The sequence below is a fragment of the Streptomyces sp. NPDC053541 genome (genome assembly GCF_044544705.1).
GTDB lineage: Bacteria > Actinomycetota > Actinomycetes > Streptomycetales > Streptomycetaceae > Streptomyces.
Genome location: NZ_JBITXM010000004.1, coordinates 116,330 through 139,323 on the forward strand (window position 1 = coordinate 116,330; position 22,994 = coordinate 139,323).

Sequence of the window (22,994 nt, forward strand, 5' to 3'; positions counted from 1 at the left end):
CGGGGGGCGGTTGGCGCGGGCGGTTGGCGCGGGCGGCTTTCGTGGCCGGTCGTCGGCCCGGTGTTTCCCGTCGGTGTTCCCTGTCCGGCGTTCCCCGTCCGGTGTTTCCCGTCCGGTGTTTCCCGTTCGGTGTCAGGCGGCGCGGACCGTCACGCCCTCGCCCGCGAGGAGCGCCAGCAGGGACCTCCCGGTGTCCGTGAGCTGGTAGTAGACGGAGCGCCCCACCCGGTGGCGGGTGACGACGCCGGCGCCGGCGAGCAGCGAGAGGTGCTCGGAGACGGTGGAGGGCGCGAGGGCGAGCCGGTCGGCGAGTCCGACGGTGGTGAGCGGGGCGCCGAGTTCGCGCAGCACGGCGGCCCGGCCCCGGCCGAGCAGCAGTCCGAGCCGGTCCTCGGCGGCCGGCTCGACGGGCTCGCGCAGCGCGGCGGCGCCGCGGGCCTGGAAGGAGACGGCGAGCACCTCGGGGTCGTCGGTCGAGTAGAGCCGGCAGCCCTCGGCGAAGACCAGCGGCACGAGCACGAGCCGCCGCTCCCCCGCCGCGTACTCCGCGTCGAGGTACTTGGTGAGTTCGAGCACCGGGCGCTCCCAGCGCGCCCGGCTCTCCAGACCGCTGAAGAGCGCGTCGACGCCCTCGGTCGCGAAGGTGCGGGCGCGGACCAGGACCTCGTCCTCGACCAGCCGGCGCATCACCGGCCAGTACGGGGCGATCGTCTCCTCCCACCAGGCGGCGTACGCGTCCGCGAGCGCCGCGCACGCGGCCTCCGGGTCCGTCAGATAGGGCCGCAGGAACGGCGCCTCCATCAGGTCCGGGTAGTAGTACGCGGCGAAGTCGCGCACGGCGGCGGGCTCGGTGGCCCGCAGCAGGTCCAGCTCCTCGTACACGTCGGGGGTGCCGATCGGCCGGGGCAGCAGGAAGTCCGACAGCTCGCCCGGGCCCTGGGTGACCAGCTCCCACAGCGGCCGCAGCCGGTCGTCCTCCCGCCACACCGCGCGGGCGTGCCCCACCCACTCCTGGTACGGCCAGGAGGGGGTGCGGCCGGGCAGCTGGAGGTGGAGGGCGCAGAAGGCGTCGCGCAGCGGGCTCATGGCGATCCGCGTCGCGCCGAGCGCGCCCTCGTCCAGCTCGATCCGTATCACGTCTCCGTCCCCTCCCCTCCGTTTCCCGTCCGTCCGCTCCTACGGGGCCTGGGTCTGGGCGGCCGGCAGCAGGAAGCCCTCCTCGACGAGCAGCCGGATGGCCTGCGGGGTGCGGTCCCGCAGCATGACCGGGTCCTCGCCGGTGAGCTGGCCGATGGCGTCGAGGATGCGGCCGGCGCTGAGCGTGCCGTCGCAGACGCCCGCGAAACCGGCGGCGACGTGGTCGACGCGGGTGGCGCGCCGCATGCCCCGGTTCTGCCGGAGCAGCACGTGGTCGGGGTCCTCGGCGCCGGGCAGCCCGACCTGCTCCTGCACGACCTCGGGCGCGAGGACGAAGGAGTCGGCGAGCAGGGCCGCGTCGTCACGGGCGCGCAGGTAGTCCTGGCGCTCGAAGTGGGAGCGCACGGTCTCGCCGAGCGGCTGCTCGACCGGGTGCGGCCACTCCTCGACGACGACGGAGGGCTCGATCGTGCCGGCCGCGACGGCCGCGTTCCTGCGCAGGGTGATCCAGCCGAAGCCGACGGCCTTGGTCTTGCGCTCCTCGAACTCGTCGAGCCACCGCCCGTACGCCGCCCGGTACGCCTCCGGGTCGCCCTGGTGGGCGCCGCTGTCGCGCAGCCACAGCTCGGTGTACTGGGTGACGTCCTGGACCTCGCGCTGCACGATCCAGGCGTCGCAGCCGGCCGGCACCCACGAGCGCAGCCGGTCCTGCCACTCCTCGCCCTCGACGTGCTGCCAGTTGGCGAGGAACTGCGCGTACCCGCCGTCGTTGAGCCGCTCCCCGGCCTGCTGGACGAGGGTGCGGCACAGGTCGTCGCCGCCCATCCCGCCGTCCCGGTAGGTGAGCCCGGAGCCGGGGGAGATCACGAACGGCGGGTTGGACACGATCAGGTCGTACGTGTCGCCGTCGACGGGCTCGAAGAGCGAGCCGCTGAGCAGCTCGGCGCCGCGCGCCCCCGAGAGGGCGAGGGTGAGCCGGGTGAACTCCAGCGCCCGCGGGTTGAGGTCGGTGGCGGTGACCAGGGTGGCGTGCTGGGCGGCGTGCAGCGCCTGGATGCCGGAGCCGGTGCCGAGGTCGAGCGCGGTGGCGACCGGGGTGCGGACGGTGATGCCGGCGAGGGTGGTGGAGGCCCCGCCGACGCCGAGGACGACGGCCGCGCCGGCCAGGTCCCGGCCCTGCTTGCCGATGCCGGCGGCACCGCCGACGGCGCAGCCGAGGTCGGAGACGATGAACCAGTCCTCGCCGTCCGGACCGCCGTACGGCCGGACGTCGACGGTGGCGCGGACCGTGCCGTCCTCGGCCGTCACCCAGCCGTCGGCGAGCGCCTCGTCGAGCGGCAGCGCGGCGGCGGCGCGCGTCGAGTCGACCTCCTGCTGGAGCAGGAAGAGCCGGACGAGGGTCTCCAGCGGGGAGTCCCCGCGGGTGGCCCGCAGGGCGGGGACGGTCTCGCTGCGCGCCAGGGCCGCGTAGGCCTGGGCGCCGAGCAGGTCGAGCAGGCCGTCGGCGGTGAAGTCGGCGGCGAGCAGCGCCTCGCGCAGTCGGGCGGCGTGCGTGGGCACCGGAAGGCTGGGGGTCGTGCTGGTCGTACTCACGTGCCCCATTGTGACGGCCGCCACCGACATCGTCAGCCATCGACATCGTCAGCCACCGCCACCGCCACCTTCGGCCGCGGCATCGGCGTCCTCGGCATCGGCGTCCTCGGCCGGCGGCAGGCGCCTTCCGCGGTGCCCGCGCTTTCCCCGTGGGAGGTGCCCCCTGGGGGTGGCGCCTCCCGGGGGGGCGCCTCCCGGGGGGCGCATCCCGGGGGGGGCGGCTCCCAGGGGTGGCGCCTACTCCTCCGACTTCGCCGAGGCGGAGGGCTTCGCGGAGCCGGAGGGCTTGCCTGCCGGGGTCGAAGCGCCCGCGTCCGGAGCGCCGGCCTTCGGGGAGCCGCTCGGCGGCACGGACGCCTTCGGCGTCTGGCAGCCCGGCTGCTTGGCCATGGCCTGGCCGAGCTCGCCGGCCTGGAGCTTGGCGACGGCGTCCTGGTCCATGTTCTGGATCTTCGCCAGGTTGTCGGAGACGACCTTGAGGCCGTCCGCGAACTTCTGCTGGTTCGTCGTGTCCAGCAGGTCGACCTGCTTCTTCAGCCCGTCGTAGGCCGCGGCCGTGGCGTTGAGCTCCTTGATGGCGTCCTGCTGGACCTTCTGGCCGTTGTCGACCGGCGGTGCCCCGGCGCTCTCGACGGCCTTGGCGAGCGCCCGGTCGGCGTCGGCGATGTCCTGGAAGGCCTTCGAGTCGGCGGCCTTGATCGTCTCGGGCTTGCTGTCGGCGGCCGTGGAGATGATCAGCTGGTTGGCGTTGGCGCGCTTCTGGATCTGCGGCTGGGCCTGGTCGCAGAAGGTCTTGGCCCAGTCGTTGACCTTGTCGCCCTCGTCGTCGCTGCAACCGGACAGCACGAGCATGAGTACCGCGCCGCCGGACAGTGCGGCCGCAAGCTTCTTGTTCACCGGATCGGTCCCTTCCAAGGCTCTCGGCCCCGGAACATACACGTCGGACGCACGGCTTCCACCGATCGTGCGACCGATTCATCCGATATTGCAGCCGTTTGAACCAAGGAAGCAGGGGCGGACGTCACGTCAGAAGGCGTCGTCCGCCCCTGTTTTGACGAGAACTCATCAATGCGCTCGGGGCCGGTCGTTGCCCCGGTCGCCGATCGGTCGTCGCCTGGTTGCGTGGCGTGGTTTCGTCGCGTGGTTGCGTGGCGTGGTTGCGTCGCATGCCTTTGTCGCGTGGTCGTTCAGGGAGCGACCGGAGCGCCCTTCGACCTCCCGTCGCGCTCCGGCGAGTCGTCGCCGACCGCCACCGAGCGCCGTTTCGAGACCCGTACCGCCGCCACGATCACCCCGATCGCCAGCACCGCGACCAGGGTCCGCAGCCAGGGGCTCGCGTCGGCGCCGAAGCTGAACTGCACGACCGCCGGGGCGATCAGCAGCGCGACCAGGTTCATCACCTTCAGCAGCGGGTTGATCGCCGGTCCTGCCGTGTCCTTGAAGGGGTCGCCGACGGTGTCGCCGATCACGGTCGCGGCGTGCGCGTCGCTGCCCTTGCCGCCGTGGTACCCGTCCTCCACCAGCTTCTTGGCGTTGTCCCAGGCACCGCCGGAGTTGGCGAGGAAGACGGCCATCAGCGCCCCGGTGCCGATGGCGCCCGCGAGGTACGAGCCGAGCGCGCCGACGCCGAGGGCGAAGCCGACGGCGATCGGCGCCGTCACCGCGAGCAGTCCGGGCGTGGCGAGCTCGCGCAGCGCGTCCTTGGTGCAGATGTCGACCACCCGCCCGTACTCGGGCTTGTCGGTGTAGTCCATGATCCCGGGGTGCTCGCGGAACTGCCGCCGCACCTCGTACACCACCGCTCCGGCCGACCGGGACACGGCGTTGATCGCGAGCCCGGAGAAGAGGAAGACGACCGCGGCGCCGAGGATCATCCCGAAGAGGTTGTTGGGCTGCGAGATGTCCATGGAGAGGTTGGTCTCGCCCGCCTTGGCCCCGACGTCGGTGACGGCGGTCGCGATGGCGTCCCGGTAGGAGCCGAAGAGCGCCGAGGCGGCGAGGACGGCGGTGGCGATCGCGATGCCCTTGGTGATCGCCTTGGTGGTGTTGCCGACGGCGTCGAGGTCGGTGAGCACCTGCGCCCCGGCGCCCTGCACGTCGCCGGACATCTCGGCGATGCCCTGCGCGTTGTCGGAGACCGGCCCGAAGGTGTCCATGGCGACGATCACGCCGACCGTGGTGAGCAGCCCGGTGCCGGCCAGCGCGACCGCGAACAGCGCCAGCATGATGGAGGCGCCGCCGAGCAGGAAGGCACCGTAGACCGCGAGCCCGATGAGCAGCGCGGTGTAGACGGCCGACTCCAGGCCGATGGAGACGCCGGCGAGGACGACGGTGGCGGGGCCGGTCAGCGAGGACTTGCCGATGTCGCGGACCGGGCGCCGGCCGGTCTCGGTGAAGTAGCCGGTGAGCTGCTGGATCAGCGCGGCGAGCACGATGCCGACGGCGACCGCGACGAGCGCGAGGACCCGCGGATCGCCGTCGTGCGCGGCGATGCCGGGCTCGGTGACGCCGGCGAGCTCGGCGTAGGAGGAGGGCAGGTAGGCGAAGGCGACCACGGCCACCAGGACCAGGGAGATCACCGCGGAGAGGAAGAAGCCGCGGTTGATGGCGCTCATCCCGCTGCGGTCGGCGCGCCGCGGGGCCACCGCGAAGATCCCGATCATGGCGGTGACCACGCCGATCGCCGGGACGAGCAGCGGGAAGGCGAGGCCGAGGTCGCCGAAGGCGGCCTTGCCGAGGATGAGCGCGGCGACCAGGGTCACGGCGTACGACTCGAAGAGGTCGGCGGCCATGCCCGCGCAGTCGCCGACGTTGTCGCCCACGTTGTCCGCGATGGTGGCGGCGTTGCGCGGGTCGTCCTCGGGGATGCCCTGTTCGACCTTGCCGACCAGGTCGGCGCCGACGTCGGCGGCCTTGGTGAAGATGCCGCCGCCGACCCGCATGAACATGGCGATGAGCGCGGCGCCCAGACCGAAGCCCTCCAGGACCTTCGGCGCGTCGGCGGCGTAGACGAGCACCACGCAGGACGCGCCGAGCAGACCGAGGCCGACGGTGAACATGCCGACCACGCCACCCGTGCGAAACGCGATCTTCATCGCCCGGTGGGCGACCTCTGTCAGGTCCTTCGCCGGTTCGCCCTCGGCCGGGGTGGCCTCGCGGGCGGCCGCGGCGACCCGCACGTTCGCCCGCACCGCGAGCCGCATGCCCACGTAGCCGGTGACGGCCGAGAACAGCGCCCCCACCAGGAAGAACAGTGACCGGCCCGCCCGCTGCGACCAGTCGTCGGCGGGCAGCAGGAACAGCAGGAAGAACACGACGACGGCGAACACCCCCACCGTCCGCAACTGCCGGGCGAGATACGCGTTGGCGCCCTCCTGCACGGCCGCCGCGATCTGCTTCATCTTCTCCGTGCCCTCGCCGGCCGCCAGGACCTGCCGCACGAGCAGCTGCGCGACGACCAGCGCCGCGAGGGCCACGCCCGCGACGACGAACACGATCACGCGGTTCTCCTGGGTGAGCACCGCGGCTGCGAGACCCGCCATTCCGTCCTCCTGACGTCGCGGGGTCAAGACAAACGGGATTCTAGGGAGCAAAGCCGACTCAAAGCAGGCATCAGCAGTGGTACATCACGAATACCTCACAAGTGCCGCCAATCGCGGTAACGCGCCCCCACCGGTGGGAGGAACCCGTGGCGGGGGGGCTCGGGGCATGGGGCGTGGGGCACGGGGCGTCGGGCGCAGGGCTCGGGAGCCGCGGTACGGGGGCGCCGGGGGGCCGGGGCGGGGCGCCGCGCGCCGGGGGCCGGGGGGGCCGGGGCGGGGCGCGGCGGTACGGGAGGCGCCGGGGCCGGGCACGGAAAGAGGCCCTGCGCGGGGCAGGGCCTCTTCTCGTTCTCGGGTGTGTCGCGGCCGTCCGGCCGTCCGGCGGGCGCCGGATCAGGTGAGTGCGGCGTCCGGGTTGGCGGGCCAGCTCATCCTGATGGTGCCGCCGTCCTCACCGGCGCTCACCTCGACGTCGTCGACGAGCCCGCGGATCACCGCGAGACCCATCTCGTCCTCGCCGCCGGCGTCGTCGAAGTCCTCGGCGGGTGCCGGAGCCGCGTCGCGCTCACCGGGCACTCCGGCGGCATCCGCGGCCGCCACGCCCGCGCCGGGCACCTCGTCGCCGACCTCGATGGAGAAGGTCTTCTCCTCCTCGGTCAGCACCACCCGGACGGGGGTGCCGACCCCGTTGCTGCGGTGCAGCCCCACCGCGCGGGAACAGGCCTCGCCGACGGCGAGCCGGACCTCGTCGAGGACCGCCTCGTCGACCCCGGCCCGGCGCGCCACCGCGGCCGCCACCAGGCGGGCCGTGCGGACGTGCTCGGGCTGGGCGCTGAAGAGCAGTTCAACGGTGGCCATGCGATCCCCCTGGGATTCTCGGCGGCTGCACGGGACGACGGCTGGTGCCGCGGGCTCAGTCGGCCGCGTTGATGGCCTCGTCGACCGAGGTGTGGATCGGGAACACCTTGGTCAGACCGGTGATCCGGAAGATCTTCAGGATGCGCTCCTGGTTGCACACCAGACGCAGCGATCCCTCGTGCGCGCGCACGCGCTTCAGCCCGCCCACGAGCACGCCGAGGCCGGTCGAGTCGAGGAAGTCCACGCCTTCCATGTCGACAACCAGGTGGTAGCTGCCGTCGTTCACCAACTCGACCAACTGCTCGCGCAGCTTGGGCGCGGTATACACATCAATCTCGCCACCGACCTCGACGACCGTACGGTCGCCGTTGGGGCCGGGCACAGTGCGAGTCGACAGAGACAGGTCCACGGGTCCTCCAGCACCTAGCTATCGAGCGGCCGTCCCTCGGTCTCCCGGGCGGAGCACGGGACGGATCGCCGGCCGCGATGGCATTCAATCACTTACCGGCAGCCATGCACGACGCCTTGGAAGCATTGTCCGTCACGCCGGTGACACACTCGGAGCCGATGGCCAAGAATCACCGCCCCAGCCGACCCACGGGAGACACGGGCAGCCGCCCCTCTCCCGGCGAGGTCCTCGACCGGCTCTCGCGAGGCGAGAGCCGCGCCGCGCGCATCACTCATACGGAGCACATGCCCGCCCGTGAGGGCCGCCATGCCGTGTGGCCGCACCGCATCCGGGCCGAGGTGATCGCGGCCGTCGAGCAGGCCGGCATCGCACACCCCTGGGCCCACCAGGCGGAAGCCGCCGAGCACGCCCTGGACGGCACCTCCGTGGTGATCGCCACCGGAACCGCCTCGGGCAAGTCGCTCGCCTATCTCACCCCCGTCCTCTCCGCACTCCTGGACGGCTCCGAGGCCCCGAACGGGCGCGGCGCCACGGCCCTCTACCTCGCCCCCACCAAGGCCCTCGCCGCCGACCAGCGGCGCGCCGTGCGCGAGCTCGCCGCCCCGCTGGGCAACCGGATCCGCCCCGCCGTCTACGACGGCGACACGCCGGTCGAGGAACGCGAATGGGTCCGCCAGTACGCCAACTACGTGCTCACCAACCCCGACATGCTGCACCGGGGCATCCTCCCCTCCCACCCCCGCTGGTCCTCCTTCCTGCGCTCCCTCCGCTATGTCGTCGTGGACGAGTGCCACACCTACCGGGGCGTCTTCGGCTCGCACGTCGCCCAGGTGCTGCGCCGGCTGCGCCGGATCTGTGCCCGCTACGGCTCCGAGCCGGTGTTCCTGCTGGCCTCGGCCACCTCCGCCGAGCCCGCGCGCGCCGCCGCCCGGCTCACCGGCCTCCCCGTCACCGAGGTCGCCGACGACGCCTCCCCGCGCGGCGAACTGGTCTTCGCCCTCTGGGAGCCGCCGCTCACCGAGCTGCACGGCGAACAGGGCGCCCCGGTCCGCCGCACCGCCACCGCCGAGACCGCCGACCTCCTGACCGACCTGACCGTGCAGGGCGTCCGCTCGGTCGCCTTCGTGCGCTCCCGGCGCGGCGCCGAACTGATCTCGGTGATCGCCCAGGAACGCCTCGCCGAGGTCGACCGCTCCCTGGCCCGCCGGGTGGCCGCCTACCGGGGCGGCTACCTGCCCGAGGAGCGGCGCGCCCTGGAGCAGGCCCTCCACTCCGGCGAGCTCCTCGGCCTGGCCGCCACCAGCGCCCTGGAGCTCGGCATCGACATCTCCGGCCTCGACGCCGTGGTGATCGCCGGCTACCCCGGGACCCGCGCCTCCCTGTGGCAGCAGGCCGGCCGCGCCGGGCGCTCCGGCGAGGGCGCCCTCGCGGTCCTGGTCGCCCGCGACGACCCGCTGGACACCTTCCTGGTCCACCACCCGGAGGCGATCTTCCAGCAGCCCGTCGAGTCCACGGTCCTCGACCCCGACAACCCCTACGTCCTCGCCCCCCATCTGTGCGCGGCCGCCGCCGAGCTGCCGCTCACCGACGCGGACCTGGCCCTCTTCGGCCCGGCCGTGCCCGGACTGCTGCCCCAGCTGGAGTCCGCCGGACTGCTCCGCCGCCGCTCCACCGGCTGGTACTGGACCCGCCGCGAGCGGGCCGCCGACCTCACCGACATCCGGGGCGGCGGGGGCAGCCCCGTCCGGATCGTCGAGTCCGGCACCGGCCGGCTGCTCGGCACCGTCGACGAGGCCGCCTCCCACACCGCCGTCCACGAGGGCGCCGTCCACCTCCACCAGGGCCGCACCTATCTCGTCCGCGAGCTCGACCTCAAGGACTCCGTGGCCCTCGTCGAAGAGGCGAACCCGCCCTATTCCACCGTCGCCCGCGACACCACCTCCATCTCCGTCCTGTCCACCGACACCGAGATCCCCTGGGGAGCCGGCCGCCTCTGCTACGGCTCCGTCGAGGTCACCAACCAGGTCGTCTCCTTCCTCCGCCGCCGTCTGATCACCGGCGAGGTGCTCGGCGAGACCAAGCTCGACCTCCCGCCCCGCACCCTGCGCACCCGGGCCGTGTGGTGGACGGTCACCGAGGACCAGCTCGACGCCGCCCGGATCAACCCGGAGATCCTCGGCGGCGCCCTGCACGCCGCCGAACACGCCTCCATCGGGATGCTCCCGCTCTTCGCCACCTGCGACCGCTGGGACATCGGCGGCGTCTCCGTCCCCCTGCACCCGGACACCCTGCTGCCGACCGTCTTCGTCTACGACGGCCACCCCGGCGGCGCCGGCTTCGCCGAGCGTGCCTTCCACACCGCCCGCGCCTGGCTCACCGCCACCCGCGAGGCCATCGCCTCCTGCGAGTGCGACGCCGGCTGCCCGTCCTGCATCCAGTCCCCCAAGTGCGGCAACGGCAACGACCCCCTCCACAAACGCGGCGCCGTCCGCCTCCTCACCGAACTCCTCCGCGAGGCGCCCCACCCCCGGGAGCCGGAACCGATGGCTCCGGGAGCCGCAGATCACGAGGCGGCTCCGGAATCGGCTCCGGCGGCGACAGGCCCTGACCCGTCCCGACCGGGAGCCCCTGTGGGGCGGGAGGGCCGGCCCGGGACCTGATCTCCACCGGCCAGGGGCCCGCCACGCGGGCGGTGACGTCCGCGATGTCCTCCCGGATCCGGCAGCGCGTCAGCTCGGCCGCCTGGGCGGCGGCCACCCGGCCGGCGGCGGCGCACGCGTCCGCCTCGCCCCACAGGGCACGGTCGGCCGCCGCGAGCGCCGCCAGATCGGCGGCCGCGCCGGCCCGGTGGCGGGCGGCAACGGCCTGACCGAGCGCCAGAATCGCACCGAACACCACACACAGGGCGCACGCGGCGAACGCGGTCCACACCGTCGCCGCTCCCCGGTCGGCCAGCCGTCGGCTCATGGCACCGCCTCCCCCAGCGTGTCCTCGGCGAGCGCCACCGCGCCGGCCCGCAAGGTCAGGCCCAGGCCGCCGGGCCCCGGTGCGGACGCCTCGACCGTCACCCGCCACAACTCGCCGTCGCGTGCCACCGCGACCGTCGCGCCCTCCGGCGCCGCCGCCCTGGCCGCTGCCTCGGCGTCGGCCATCGGCTCGGACCGGGCCGCCGCCCGCGCCCCGGCCCGGGCCGCGTCCACGCACTGGATCTGCGCGGCGGCCGCCGCGAGCGCCCACAGCAACGCCGCCGTGAACAGCACCAGCGCGGGCAGCGCGACCGCCGTCTCCGCGGTGACCGACCCCCGGTCAGAACGGCGCATCGAGGGCCTTCCCGATCACCGATTCCAAGGCCTTGGAGACCGTGCCACTGGTGAGCACCTTGTAGAGCACGGCGGCGAAGGCCGCCGCGGCGATCGTGCCCATCGCGTACTCCGTGGTGCTCATGCCCGTGTCCCGCCGCGCCGCGTCCCTCCGGGCCCACCACCACGCACCCAGCCGCTTCCCGAACCGCATCATCCGAACCTCCTCGGTCCGTCCCCGGACCTGTCGTCGTCTCCACGGGCGCCCCTGGTGGGGTCGCCCGGTCCTGCTCACCGGCCGCCGAGCAGTCCGCTCGCGAGGCCGATCACCACGGGCGCCACCCCCACCGCCAGGAAGGCGGGCAGGAAGCACAGCCCGACAGGTGCGGTGATCAGCACCTGCGCCCGCTGCGCCCGGGCGGCCGCCGTACGGGCGCGGGCGGCCCGCAACCCCTCGGCGTGGCGCGCCACGGCCTCGGCCGCGGGCGCCCCGGAGGAGGCCGCCCGCTCCAGGCAGCGGGCCAGCCCCTCCGCGCCGGGTATCGCGCCGAACCTCCGCCACACCTCGGCCGGTTCATCACCGAGCCGCAGCTCTGCGGCGGTGCGCACCAGCCGGTCCCCGACCGGACCGCCCAGCGACCGGCCCACCGCCTCGGCGGACTCCCCCGGCGCCGCGCCGGCCGAGGCACAGGCCGCCAACAGATCGGCCGCGAGCGGCAACTGACGGGCCATCTCGGCCCTCTCCGCCTCCCCCGGCCCACCTGCCTCGCCATCGCGCCCCTCCGTCCTCGCGCGCCGCACCCGGAGCCACCACACGGCCCAGGCCGCGCCCGCCCCGGCCACGAGGCCGGGCAGCCCGCCGACGAGTGCGAACCCGCCGAGCCCCGCGGCGCAGGGCACGCCCCATCTCCGCACCAGGGCGGGCAGGGCCGGCCACCGGCGCCGCCGCGCGGATGCCTGCTCGGTCGCGAGGGCCGCCGCCGTCCGCCCACGGACCCTCCGGCAGCGCCGCCGGTCGGCGAGCGTCAGCCCCAGTCCCGCGAGCGCGCACACCACGCTCAGCAGCGTGATCACGGACGCCCACCTCCTCGCGCGCCCCGCGCCGCCCACCAGGCGCCGCCGACCTCCAGCACCCCGCCGAGAACGAAGCAGCCCACCCCGACGACGCCGCACACCACCCCGAGCACCGCGGTCACGACGCCTCACCCCCACGCACGATCCGCGCCGCCCACCACAGGCCGGCCGCTTCCAACGCGCCGCCGACGGCCAGGCAACCGAGGCCGGCGGGGGTGTGGAGCAGCACCCACAGGGGGCGGGCGCCGAGGGCCGCGCCGAGGCCGAGGCCGGCGACGGGCAGCACCGCGAGGACGCCCACCGTGGCCCAGGCTCCGGCCAGTTGGGCGCGCAAGCGCTCCCGCTGGTCGCGGTGGGCCCGCAGGGCGGTCTCCAGGCGGTCGAGGCCGGCGGCGAGACCCGCGCCGCCGTCCACGGCGACCTGCCAGCAGGCGGCCAAGCCGGCCAGGCCGTCGGCGCCGTCCCCGCGGGCGGCCCGGCGCAGCGCCTCGGGCACGTCGCCGCCGAAGCGGGCCGCGGCGAGGACGGCGGCCTCCTGCCCGCCGAGCGCCCCGGTGGTGCGGGCCGCGAACGCCAGCGCCTGGGCGGGCTGCCAACCGGCCCGCAGCTCTCCCGCGACGGCGCCGCACAGCGCGACCACCCGGTCGGCCCGCTCCGTACGCTCCCGGCGTGCCCGGGCGGCCCTCAGCCGGCGCCCGACCAGCGGCACCGCGGCGGCGCCCAGGAGCAGCGGCAGCGGCGAGGAGCCGAGCAGTGCCGGTACCGCGGCCGCCGGCAGGCACAGCCACTCGCGGCGTCCCCGGACGCGCTCCCACCAGGGGCCTACCGTGGCGCACCAGGTACGTGCCGGGCTCCCGGGCGCCGCCAGCACCGCCCGCGCCCGGCGCGCCGCCCGCTCGTGCCCGGCCGTCCAGGCCAGGGCGAGCACCGCGCACAGAGCCGCTCCGAGCAGTGTCGTCGTCATCGCTCGCCCCCGATCAGCGCCCGCAGCCGTCCCCAGCCGCGCTCCCGCTGGAACCCACCGGGCTTCCAGCTCAGCGCGGGCACCGTCACGACCAGTCCCTCCCGGTCGCGTTCGAGGACGTGCACCTCGGCGATCCGGCGGGTCCCGGAGCGGTCCCGCACCAGGTGCAGCACCGCGGAGAGCCCGGCCCCCAACTGGCTGTGCAGGGCGGCCCGGTCGAGGCCCGCGGCCGTCCCCAGTGCCTCGAGCCGGGCGGGCACGTCGGCCGCCGCGTTGGCGTGGACGGTGCCGCAGCCGCCTTCGTGGCCCGTGTTGAGGGCCGCCAGGAGGTCGACGGCCTCGGGGCCCCGGACCTCTCCGACCACCAGCCGGTCCGGCCGCATCCGCAGCGCCTGGCGCACCAGGTCCCGCAGGGTCACCAGGCCGGCGCCCTCCTGGTTCGGCGGGCGGGCCTCCAGACGCACCACGTGCGGATGATCGGGGCGCAGTTCGGCGGAGTCCTCGGCGATGACGATCCGCTCGCGCGGGCCGACCAGGCCCAGGAGCGTGGACAGCAGGGTGGTCTTGCCCGAGCCCGTGCCGCCGCTGACGAGGAAGGAGACACGCGCCTCGATCAGCGCCCGCAGCACCGGCTCGCCACCGGGCGGGACGGTGCCGGCTTCGGTCAGCTCGCGCACCGCGAAGGCCCGGGGCCGCACGACCCGCAGCGACAGACAGGTCGAGCCCACGGCGACCGGCGGCAGCACGGCGTGCATGCGGGTGCCGTCGGGCAGGCGGGCGTCGACCCAGGGCCGGGCGTCGTCCAGCCGCCGTCCGGCCACCGCCGCGAGGCGCTGCGCCAGGCGCCGTACCGCCGCGGCGTCGGGGAAGGTCACCCCGGTCGTCTCCAGGCCGGCGCCGCGGTCCACCCAGACTTGATCGGGTGCGGAGACGAGGACGTCGGTGACCCGCGGGTCGGCGAGGAGGGGCTCCAGCGGGCCGGTGCCGATCAGTTCGCTGCGCAGTTCCTCGGCCGCGCCGAGGACTTCGGTGTCCCCGAGCAGGCGGCCCTGGGCGCGGAGCGCGGCGGCGACCCGGGCCGGGGTCGGCTCGGCGCCGCTCTCGGCGAGCCGCTGTCGCACGGCGTCCAGCAGTCCCGTACCGCTCATGCCGCACGCTCCGGGGTGAGTGCCCGGTCCCAGAACGCGGAGCAGAACCGGGCCAGCGGGCTGCGAGCGTCCGCGCCGGGCGGAGGCCCGCCGTCTCCGGCCGCCGACAGGTCCGGGTCGTGGGGGAGGTCGCCGACGAGGGGGAGCCGGAGGGCTTCGGCGATCCACTCCTCGTCGAGCCCGGGCGCGTACGGCCCGCGGACGACGGCGCGCAGATCGCGCAGGGCGGTGCCGACGGCGCCGGCCATCCGCTGGGCGGCGGCGACGGCGCGCAGCTCGCCGGGGATGAGCAGCAGTCCGAGGTCGAGCTGGGCGAGGGTCTCGGTGACGGTGGCGTCGATCCGGCGGGGCAGGTCGACCACGACGACCCCGCCGCGCCGCCGCGCGGCGGCGAGGACCGAGCGCATGGCCTCGGGCGGCACGTGGACGGGGTCGCCCCGGTCCCAGCTGAGCACCCGCAGTCCGTGCACCTCGGGCAGGGACTCCTCAAGGGCGGCGCCGGCGACCCGCCCCTTCGACGCCGCGAAGTCCGGCCAGCGGTGCCCTTCGGCGCGCTCCCCGCCGAGCAGGACGTCCAGTCCGCCGCCCAGCGGGTCGCCGTCGACCAGGAGGGTGCGCTGTCCGGCCCGGACGGCGGCGAGGGCCAGGCCACAGGCCAGGGTGGAGGCGCCGGCTCCGCCGCGTCCGCCGATGACGCCGACGGTCGGGGCCTGTGGTCCGACGCCTTCGACGGCGTCGGCGAGCAGATCCACCAGCCGGGCCTCGTCGTCGGGCAGGGTCAGCACGTCTTCGGCGCCGATCCGGACGGCCCGCTGCCAGACGCCCGGGTCGTCGGGGTCCCTGCCGACGAGCAGCACGCCGGGCCGGCGGGCGGCGGCGCGGCAGCTCGCCGCCGCGTCGTCGCCGACGAGCACCAGCGGCGGGTCGGTCCAGCTCGCCCGGCGTTCGGGAACGGTGTGGTGCACCTCGGGCTCGGCTCCGGCCGCGGCGCACAGCCGCAGCAGGTCGTCGAGCAGTGCCAGGTCCTCGGTGACGAGCAGCGGCCGGGCCGGCGGCGCTCCGCCTTCCCCCGCTCCCGCGTCCCTTTCCCGCCCGGCGCCCGGATCCGTGCCCGGGCCCGTGGTCACGCGCCAGGCCGCCCTGCCTCGCACCGGCCTTCCGGAAGTCTTCGGTCCCTCCACGGCACCCACCCCTCACGTGATTTGCGGTTCGCGGACTTCGCGACCGGAATCACCGTGCAGCGCCTCCGGAAATCATGTGGATCTTGCTCGAAAACTGTGGATAACCGGCCGCCTGTGAATAACTTCGTCACCCGATCCGGGACTGCCCGGAGAGCAGCCCGACGGCTACGCTGTGTGACGAATCAAGGGTTCGTGCGCGCACCCGGCCGTCGCGGCGACGCGGGCCGGGGAAAGGAGCGAGGATGCTGGTCGACGGGACGAAAACGCGTCCGGACATGCGACGACCCCCGCCGGGGGGGAGAGCGGGGGTCGTCTCTCCGGCCGACTCGGGGGGGGAGGAGCCGGACCGGGTTAGCACGGTCGCGAACGATCCGTGACTTCCATGGTGTACCCGAGAGCCTTCTCAGGCAAACCCACGCGCCCCAGCGTACGCCGAATGGCGGGCACCTATGCTCGGGCACGTGGAAAACCACTCGATGCCGCGCGCAGCCGCCTTCTTTGACCTGGACAAGACGGTCATTGCGAAGTCCTCGACGCTGACCTTCAGCAAGTCCTTCTACCGGGGCGGACTGATCAGTCGCCGTGCCGCACTGCGGACGGCGTACATCCAGTTCGTGTTCCTCGTCGGAGGCGCCGATCACGACCAGATGGAGCGGATGCGCGAATATCTTTCCGCGCTCTGCAAAGGCTGGAACGTCGCCCAGGTGAAGGAGCTCGTGGCCGAGACCCTGCACGATCTGATCGACCCGATCATCTACGACGAGGCGGCCTCGCTCATCGAGGACCACCACGCCGCCGGGCGCGACGTCGTGATCGTCTCCACCTCCGGGGCCGAGGTCGTGGAGCCCATCGGCGAGATGCTCGGCGCCGACCGGGTGGTCGCCACCCGGATGGTGGTCGGCGAGGACGGCTGCTTCACGGGCGAGGTGGAGTACTACGCGTACGGCCCGACGAAGGCGGAGGCGGTCCGCGAGCTCGCCGAGTCGGAGGGCTACGACCTCTCGCGCTGCTTCGCGTACAGCGACTCGGCGACCGACGTCCCGATGCTGGAGGCGGTGGGCCACCCGTACGCGGTCAACCCGGACCGGGCGCTCCGCCGCGAGGCGACCGCGCGGGACTGGCCGGTGCTGGTCTTCGACAAGCCGGTGCGGCTCAAGCAGCGCCTGCCGGAGTTCCGGATGCCGCCGCGTCCGGCGCTCGTCGCCGCGGCGGCGGTGGGTGCGGCCGCGGCCACCGCGGGCCTGGTCTGGTACGCGAGCCGCCGCCGGCAGGCCGCCCTCGCCCGCGCGGCGGCCGGGGCCATCGCCTGACGCCGGGGGTCTCCCACCTCGGGACTTGCCGTTCGCTTTGCCCGCCTTTGAGCGAAACGCAAAGAAACGGAAGCACGACTTTCGCTTCCATCCGGACAGGAGTAGAAAGGAATCAGGCCCGCGAGACCTGGGACATCCGAGAGGATCACCTGTTGAGCAAGAAGGCCCCACGGACCTGACGCACAGAAACCTGGCACCCACGCGACGTCGACCCTTCGATTAAGGGCCAGCCGCACCAGGCGCAGGGCAAAGAACCCCGCTTGATGGGCACATATCGAGGACGCTTGGTAACTGGGTGGACGTGCCAGCGGCGGTACCGAAGTCTGGTACCGCCGCAACCCATGTCCGGGCGGGAACCGGGACCCTTCCGGGCCGCTCAGGCCGCGCCGCGCTGCAGCGCCTCGCAGACCGCCGTCGACTCCCGCACCCCGAGTTCCACCGCGCGCCCGCAGTGCGCGATCCAGGCCCCCATGCCCTCCGGGGTCCCGGACAGGTAGCCCTCGAAGGCCGCGAGATAGGCCGCCCGGCCGAGCTCCGCGTGCCCGACCTCGGCCGGACAGATCGCCTTCGGGTCGAGTCCGCTGCCGATCAGCACGATCCGCTCCGCCGCCCGCGCGACCAGGCCGTTGTGCGAGACGAAGGGGCGCAGGGCGAGCAGTTCGCCGTGCACCACGGCGGCCGTGACGAGCGCCGGGGCGGCACCGCCCGCGATGATCAGGTCGGCGAGGCCGTCGAGCCGGCCCGAGACCTCGGCCGGGTCCGGCAACGGCGCCTCGACCAGCGGCTCGTCCACCGGCTCGCCCGCCTGCCGCGGGCGCCCCGTGGACTCGCGCGGCTCGCCCTCGGCGACCAGGTGCAGCCGGGCGAGCACCCGCAGCGGCGACTGCCGCCAGATGGAGAGCAGCTGCCCGCTCTCCGCGCTCAGCCGCAGCGCCGCGCCGACGGTGCGGGCCTCGGGGTCCGCGCCGAAGTCGGTGCGCCGGCGGACCTCCTCCAGGGCCCAGTCGGCGCCCGCGAGCGCGGCGGAGGCGCGCGCCCCGCGCAGCGCCGCCTCGGAGGTGATCTCGTTGCTGCGGCGGCGCATCACACGGTGGCCGTAGACCCGGTCGACGGCCTTGCGTACGGAGTCCACCGAATCGGCGACGCCCGGCAGGGAGCCGAGGGCGGCCAGGGGGTCAGAGGCGTGCGTACTCATAAGTAGGGAGGCTACGCGCCTGCGGCTCGCGCCCCACCTTGGAGTGGTCTTCTTCACGCGACACGACCACGCACGGCACGCACACCACTACGCTAGGTGAACATGAAGATCGCTTTCGTGGGGAAGGGCGGCAGCGGCAAGACGACGCTGTCCTCGCTCTTCATCCGACACCTCGCCGCCGCCGGCTCCCCGGTCATGGCGGTCGACGCCGACATCAACCAGCACCTCGGGGCGGCGCTCGGCCTCTCCGACGACGAGGCCGCCGCGCTGCCCGCCATGGGGGCGCACCTGCCGCTGATCAAGGACTACCTGCGGGGCGACAACCCGCGGATCGCCTCCGCCGACACGATGATCAAGACGACGCCGCCCGGGGCAGGCTCGCGGCTGCTCCGGGTCCGCGAGGACAACCCGGTGTACGAGGCCTGCGCGCGCCCGGTGACGCTGGACGGGGACACGATCCGGCTGATGGCGACGGGCCCGTTCACCGAGTCGGACCTCGGGGTCGCCTGCTACCACTCCAAGGTCGGCGCGGTGGAGCTGTGCCTGAACCACCTGGTGGACGGGCCGGACGAGTACGTCGTGGTCGACATGACCGCCGGTTCGGACTCCTTCGCCTCCGGCATGTTCACCCGCTTCGACATGACCTTCCTGGTGGCCGAGCCGACCCGCAAGGGCGTGTCCGTCTACCGCCAGTACAAGGAGTACGCGCGGGACTTCGGGGTCGCGCTGAAGGTCGTCGGCAACAAGGTGCAGGGCCCGGACGACGTCGAGTTCCTGCGCGCGGAGGTCGGTGACGACCTGCTGGTGACGGTCGGCCACTCCGACTGGGTGCGCTCGATGGAGAAGGGCCGCCCGCCGCTCTTCGAGCTCCTGGAGGCCGGCAACCGCACGGCCCTGCAGACCCTGCGGGACGCGGCGGACGACTCGTACGCCCACCGCGACTGGGAGCGCTACACGCGCCAGATGGTGCACTTCCACCTGCGCAACGCGGAGAGCTGGGGCAACGCCAAGACCGGGGCCGACCTGGCGGCGCAGGTCGACCCCGGTTTCGTCCTGGACGAGCGCCTGGCCGTGCCGCAGCCGAGCTGACGACACGGACCGGCCGCTCGGCCGCGGCGCGGCTCGGGGCTCAGCGCCGCTCGGCCGGCTTCACGGCGCCCGTCGTGCCCGCCGCTCCCGCCGGGGCTCCGGCCGGGGCGGCGGGCTGCGGGGCGAGGAAGGACTGCCAGCCGCCCGCCGGGGCCTCGCCGACCTTCAGGGTGCGGAGCTTGGCGAGGACGGCCGGGTCCTGGGCGTCGAGCCAGTCGGCGAGCTGGCGGAAGGAGACGCACTTGACGTCCTTCTGCACGCAGACCGTGGCGATCGTCTGCTCGATGGCGCGCATGTAGGTGCCGCCGTTCCAGGACTCGAAGTGGTTGCCGATGATCAGCGGCGCCCGGTTGCCCCGGTAGGAGCGCTCGAAGGCCTGCACCAGTCCGTCCCGCATCTGGTTGCCCCAGTACTCGTGCCGCGAGGGGTCGCCCTGCGTCGTACCGGACTGGTTGACCAGGAAGTTGTAGTCCATCGACAGCGTCTGGAAGGCGCGGCCGGGGACCGGGACGAGCTGCATCGACAGGTCCCAGAGACCCTGGTCCTTCTTGGGCCAGATCTGGTCGTTGACCCCGCTGGTGTCGTAGCGGAAGCCCATCTGGGACGCCGCCTTCACGAAGTTCGCGCGGCCCTCCAGGCACGGGGTGCGGGCGCCGACGAGCTCCTTGTCGTAGTCGAACGGAAGCGGCTTCTCCGCCTTCAGGCCGGCGTTGGTCTTCCAGTGCTTGACGAAGGACTTGGCCTGGTTGATCTCGCTCTTCCACTCCTCGACCGACCAGGTGCCCACGCCCCCGTCCTTGCCGCAGAAGTGCCCGTTGAAGTGGGTGCCGATCTCGTTGCCCTCCTCCCAGGCGCCGCGCAGTTCGCGCACGGTGTCGCGGATGCCCTCGACGTCGTTGAAGCCGATGTCCGAGCGGCCCGGGGAGTGCTGGGGCGGGTCGTACAGCTCGCGCTTGGACTCCGGGAGCAGGTAGACGCCGCTGAGGAAGTAGGTCATGGTCGCGCCGTACTGCTTGCCGACCTTGCGGAAGTGAGAGAACAGCTTCTGGCTGTCCTCGCCGGCGCCGTCCCAGGAGAACACCACGAACTGCGGCGGCTCCTGACCCGGCTTCAGGCGCTGCCAGCTCGGCTGGTGGGGCTGCGCGCCGGTGAAGGCGGTGGAGCCGTCGCCGATCAGCCGGACCGCGCTCTGCGGCGCCGCGGCCGGGCCCTTCTTGGCACCCGTACCGCCCGGCGCCCCCTGGGGGGCGGAACCGCCGGAGCCCGAGCAGCCGGCGAGCCCGGCCGTGAGGGCGACGGCGAGGGCGCCGACGGCGAGCGCCCTCTTCTGGACAGTGGTCCTTCTCGCGGCGGCTGACATCCGCCCACCTCTCCTCGGTTGCGTCCTCGGTCGCGCGGTCTTCGCCTGCCCGTTCGTACGGTTTCCTCGGATTTCCGTACAAGCCGTACAAGCGGCGTCAACCTCGCACCACGACGCCGGGAACGCGGCAACGACAAGCGGCATGACCACGTTCTGTCACCGGATCCGGTGAATCATTGCCCTGTTTGCCCCGAAAATAATGCCGGAGACTTTACCCTCCATTACCATTCATTTACCGAGCGTTAGTACGTGATCGCTGTACCCGCCGCTTGCACCCCGCACGAGCCGCGCCACGCGCCCCTACGGAGGAGACGGGAACATGACCCTCACCAGCCCTGCCCGCACGATGAACCGGCCCCGCGTCCAGCGGCCGCACAGCCCGCCGGACCGACCGCGCCGCCGCTTCCACCTCGCCGGCGCCGACCTGTCCGCGTCGGTGACCGTGTTCCTCATCGCGCTGCCGCTCTCCCTCGGCATCGCCCTCGCCACCGGCGCGCCGCTCCAGGCCGGCCTGGTGGCCGCCGCCGTCGGCGGCATCGTCGCCGGGCGCCTCGGCGGCTCACCGCTCCAGGTCAGCGGCCCGGCCGCCGGACTGACCGTGGTCACCGCCGAGCTGATCCAGCGCTACGGCTGGCGCACCACCTGCGCCATCACGGTCCTCGCCGGGCTGGCCCAACTCGGCCTCTCCGCCCTGCGGGTGGCCCGCTCCGCACTCGCCGTCTCCCCCGCGATCGTGCACGGCATGCTGGCCGGCATCGGCGTCACCATCGCCCTCGCCCAACTGCACGTCGTGCTCGGCGGCACCCCCCAGAGCTCCGCCGTGGACAACGCGCTGGGGCTTCCCGCCCAGCTCGCCCACGCCTCCGGCGCCGCGCTCGCCGTCAGCGCCCTCACGATCGCCCTGCTGCTGCTCTGGCCACGGCTTCCCGGGCGTACGGGACGGCTGCTGCGCACGGCGCCCGCCGCGCTCGTCGCGGTGGCCGCCGCGACCGCGACCGCCGCCCTCGCCGGGCTGGCCGTGCCCCGGGTGGACCTGCCCTCGTGGAGCAGCCACGCCCTTCCCGGGCTGCCGGAGGGGCCGGTGCTCGGCATCGCGGCCGGGGTGCTCACGATCACGCTGGTCACCAGCGTGCAGTCGCTGCTGTCGGCCGTCGCGGTCGACAAGCTGGTGGCGAAGCGGGCCGCGGAGACCGGCGGCGGCGCCGCGCCGCGCTCCCGGCTGGACCGCGAACTCGCGGGCCAGGGCGCGGCGAACATGGTGTCCGGCGCGCTCGGCGGTCTCCCGGTGGCGGGGGTCGCGGTGCGCAGCGTCGCGAACGTCTCCGCAGGGGCGGTCAGCCGCAACTCCTCGATACTGCACGGCGTGTGGGTCGTGCTGGCGGCGCTGTTCGCGGTGCCGGTCCTCGACCTCATCCCGCTGCCCGCGCTGGCCGCCCTGGTGATGGTGGTCGGCATCCAGATGGTCAGCATCACGCACATCCGGACGGTCACCCGTCATCGTGAAGTGCTGGTGTACGCGGTGACGCTGGCGGGCGTGGTGTTCGTCGGGATTCTCGAGGGCGTGGCCCTGGGGATCGCGGTGGCGGTCGCGGTCGCGCTGCACCGGCTGGCCCGCACCAGGATCACCCACGAGGAGCGGGACGGGTGCCATGTGGTGCGGATCCGCGGCCAGTTGACCTTTCTCGCGGTACCGCGGCTGAGCCGTGCGCTGCACCAGATCCCGGCCGGTGCCGACGCGGTCGTGGAGCTGGACGGCTCGTTCATGGACCATGCCGCCTACGAGGCGCTGCACGACTGGCAGGCGTCCCATCTGGCGCACGGCGGGACGGTGGAGACCACCGGTCCCGGTGGCGGGCGGATCGCCGACACCGGGTCCCACGGGGCGCGTTCGGGCGCGGAGGACGGCTCCGGCGGGTCCGCGGGGGCGCACACCTGCTGCCGTCCGTGGACGCCGTGGCGCAACCACCAGTGCCTGGAGCAGCGGCCCGCCGGGGCCGAGGGCGCGGAGGACGGCGAGGAGCCGGCCGCCGGGACCACCGGGCACCGGCTGGCGAGCGGTATCGGTGCCTTCCAGCGGGACACCGCGCCGCTGGTGCGCGACGAGCTGGCGCGGCTGGCCCGGGAGGGGCAGCGGCCCTCGCAGCTCTTCCTGACCTGCGCCGATTCCCGGGTCGTGACGAGCATGATCACCTCCAGTGGCCCGGGCGATCTGTTCACCGTGCGCAATGTGGGCAATCTGGTGCCGCTGCCGGGCGAGGAGAGCGGGGACGACTCGGTGGCCGCGGCGATCGAGTACGCGGTGGAGGTGCTGCGGGTCGAGTCGATCACGGTCTGCGGGCACTCGGGCTGCGGTGCGATGCAGGCCCTGCTGAGCAGCGGCCCGGACGACCCGCCGAGCCCGCTGCGGCGGTGGCTGCGGCACGGTCTGCCGAGCCTGGAGCGGATGGCGAGCCGGCGCCACGCGTGGGCGCGGATCTCCGGCCGGCTGCCCGCCGACGTGGTCGAACAGTTGTGCCTGACGAATGTGGTGCAGCAGCTGGAGCACCTGCGGGCGTACGAGTCGGTCGCGCGGCGGATCGCCGAGGGGACGCTGACGCTGCACGGGATGTACTTCCACGTGGGCGAGGCGCAGGCCTATCTGCTGGCCGGCACCGACGAGGTGCACAGCTACGACGACGTGTTCAACCACGTGCCGCCCGCGGCGGGCGGCACGGCGGCGGGGGCCTGGACGCGCCCGGCGGCGCGCGCGTCCTGAACCTTCCGTTCCGCCGGTGCGTGCAAGTGTGTGACCCCTCGCTCCCTTCCGCTCGGGGAGGGAGGGGTCACCTCCGCATG

Annotated in this window: 18 protein-coding genes and 1 pseudogene; 4 read left to right on the forward strand and 15 right to left on the reverse strand. The window is 74.0% G+C overall.

Features of this window, described 5'->3' with window-relative positions; genetic code table 11:
- Nucleotides 1–132: 132 nt before the first annotated feature.
- The 6 genes from ACIGW2_RS11065 to ACIGW2_RS11090 form a co-directional block, all read right to left on the reverse strand.
- Entirely contained in the window at nt 133–1,137 is a 1,005-nt protein-coding gene (locus ACIGW2_RS11065; protein WP_399842862.1) for an ArsR/SmtB family transcription factor, read from the reverse strand.
- Nucleotides 1,138–1,176: 39 nt separating this feature from the next.
- Nucleotides 1,177–2,739, reverse strand: coding sequence for a methyltransferase (locus ACIGW2_RS11070; protein ID WP_399842864.1), 1,563 nt, complete (start codon nt 2,737–2,739; stop codon nt 1,177–1,179).
- Nucleotides 2,740–2,967: 228 nt separating this feature from the next.
- Complete coding sequence (locus tag ACIGW2_RS11075) at nt 2,968–3,627, reverse strand: small secreted protein (protein WP_391654209.1); 660 nt, start codon at nt 3,625–3,627, stop codon at nt 2,968–2,970.
- A gap of 290 nt (nt 3,628–3,917) precedes the next feature.
- Entirely contained in the window at nt 3,918–6,272 is a 2,355-nt protein-coding gene (locus ACIGW2_RS11080) for a sodium-translocating pyrophosphatase (RefSeq protein ID WP_391654208.1), read from the reverse strand.
- Nucleotides 6,273–6,665: 393 nt separating this feature from the next.
- Nucleotides 6,666–7,130 carry an ATP-binding protein gene (locus ACIGW2_RS11085; protein WP_391654207.1) on the reverse strand — a complete coding sequence of 155 codons (465 nt, stop codon included), beginning with the start codon at nt 7,128–7,130 and terminating at the stop codon, nt 6,666–6,668.
- 55 nt (nt 7,131–7,185) lie between these two features.
- The gene (locus tag ACIGW2_RS11090) at nt 7,186–7,539 is read right to left on the reverse strand and encodes an STAS domain-containing protein (RefSeq protein ID WP_345487142.1); all 354 of its coding nucleotides are present in this window, start codon (nt 7,537–7,539) and stop codon (nt 7,186–7,188) included.
- Between the two features lie 77 nt (nt 7,540–7,616).
- On the opposite strand from ACIGW2_RS11090, the gene ACIGW2_RS11095 reads away from it, so the two are divergent.
- The gene (locus ACIGW2_RS11095; protein ID WP_399842869.1) at nt 7,617–10,199 is read left to right on the forward strand and encodes a DEAD/DEAH box helicase; all 2,583 of its coding nucleotides are present in this window, start codon (nt 7,617–7,619) and stop codon (nt 10,197–10,199) included.
- Between the two features lie 40 nt (nt 10,200–10,239).
- Here ACIGW2_RS11095 and ACIGW2_RS11100 read toward each other — a convergent pair.
- The 7 genes and pseudogenes from ACIGW2_RS11100 to ssd all read right to left on the reverse strand — a co-directional run.
- A pseudogene (locus ACIGW2_RS11100) lies at nt 10,240–10,506 on the reverse strand (Rv3654c family TadE-like protein); the annotation flags it as partial.
- Nucleotides 10,503–10,859: a TadE family type IV pilus minor pilin gene (locus ACIGW2_RS11105; RefSeq protein ID WP_391654205.1), complete on the reverse strand. Its 357-nt coding sequence runs from the start codon at nt 10,857–10,859 to the stop codon at nt 10,503–10,505. The pseudogene ACIGW2_RS11100 and the gene ACIGW2_RS11105, both read right to left, overlap by 4 nt.
- Complete coding sequence (locus tag ACIGW2_RS11110) at nt 10,846–10,983, reverse strand: DUF4244 domain-containing protein (RefSeq protein ID WP_361585035.1); 138 nt, start codon at nt 10,981–10,983, stop codon at nt 10,846–10,848. Before ACIGW2_RS11110 ends, ACIGW2_RS11105 begins: the two co-directional genes overlap by 14 nt.
- Nucleotides 10,984–11,129: 146 nt before the next feature.
- Nucleotides 11,130–11,912, reverse strand: a complete 783-nt coding sequence (locus ACIGW2_RS11115; protein WP_399842874.1) for a type II secretion system F family protein — start codon at nt 11,910–11,912, stop codon at nt 11,130–11,132.
- Nucleotides 11,913–12,030: 118 nt separating this feature from the next.
- Nucleotides 12,031–12,876: a type II secretion system F family protein gene (locus ACIGW2_RS11120; RefSeq protein WP_399842877.1), complete on the reverse strand. Its 846-nt coding sequence runs from the start codon at nt 12,874–12,876 to the stop codon at nt 12,031–12,033.
- Nucleotides 12,873–14,024 carry a TadA family conjugal transfer-associated ATPase gene (locus ACIGW2_RS11125; protein WP_361585024.1) on the reverse strand — a complete coding sequence of 384 codons (1,152 nt, stop codon included), beginning with the start codon at nt 14,022–14,024 and terminating at the stop codon, nt 12,873–12,875. The genes ACIGW2_RS11120 and ACIGW2_RS11125 overlap by 4 nt, the downstream gene beginning before the upstream one ends.
- Nucleotides 14,021–15,064: a septum site-determining protein Ssd gene (ssd, locus tag ACIGW2_RS11130; protein WP_399843509.1), complete on the reverse strand. Its 1,044-nt coding sequence runs from the start codon at nt 15,062–15,064 to the stop codon at nt 14,021–14,023. The genes ACIGW2_RS11125 and ssd overlap by 4 nt, the downstream gene beginning before the upstream one ends.
- A 590-nt stretch (nt 15,065–15,654) precedes the next feature.
- Here ssd and ACIGW2_RS11135 point away from each other — a divergent pair.
- Nucleotides 15,655–16,515 carry an HAD family hydrolase gene (locus ACIGW2_RS11135; RefSeq protein ID WP_391654202.1) on the forward strand — a complete coding sequence of 287 codons (861 nt, stop codon included), beginning with the start codon at nt 15,655–15,657 and terminating at the stop codon, nt 16,513–16,515.
- Between the two features lie 376 nt (nt 16,516–16,891).
- On the opposite strand, the gene ACIGW2_RS11140 is transcribed toward ACIGW2_RS11135, so the two are convergent.
- Entirely contained in the window at nt 16,892–17,710 is an 819-nt protein-coding gene (locus ACIGW2_RS11140; RefSeq protein ID WP_356067578.1) for an oxidoreductase, read from the reverse strand.
- Nucleotides 17,711–17,812: 102 nt separating this feature from the next.
- Here ACIGW2_RS11140 and ACIGW2_RS11145 point away from each other — a divergent pair, with 102 nt between their 5' ends.
- Nucleotides 17,813–18,799, forward strand: coding sequence for an ATP-binding protein (locus tag ACIGW2_RS11145; protein ID WP_391654201.1), 987 nt, complete (start codon nt 17,813–17,815; stop codon nt 18,797–18,799).
- A gap of 40 nt (nt 18,800–18,839) precedes the next feature.
- On the opposite strand, the gene ACIGW2_RS11150 is transcribed toward ACIGW2_RS11145, so the two are convergent.
- Nucleotides 18,840–20,159, reverse strand: coding sequence for a hypothetical protein (locus ACIGW2_RS11150; protein ID WP_399842882.1), 1,320 nt, complete (start codon nt 20,157–20,159; stop codon nt 18,840–18,842).
- A gap of 319 nt (nt 20,160–20,478) precedes the next feature.
- Here ACIGW2_RS11150 and ACIGW2_RS11155 point away from each other — a divergent pair, with 319 nt between their 5' ends.
- Nucleotides 20,479–22,914 carry a SulP family inorganic anion transporter gene (locus tag ACIGW2_RS11155; protein WP_399842885.1) on the forward strand — a complete coding sequence of 812 codons (2,436 nt, stop codon included), beginning with the start codon at nt 20,479–20,481 and terminating at the stop codon, nt 22,912–22,914.
- Nucleotides 22,915–22,994 lie beyond the last annotated feature (80 nt).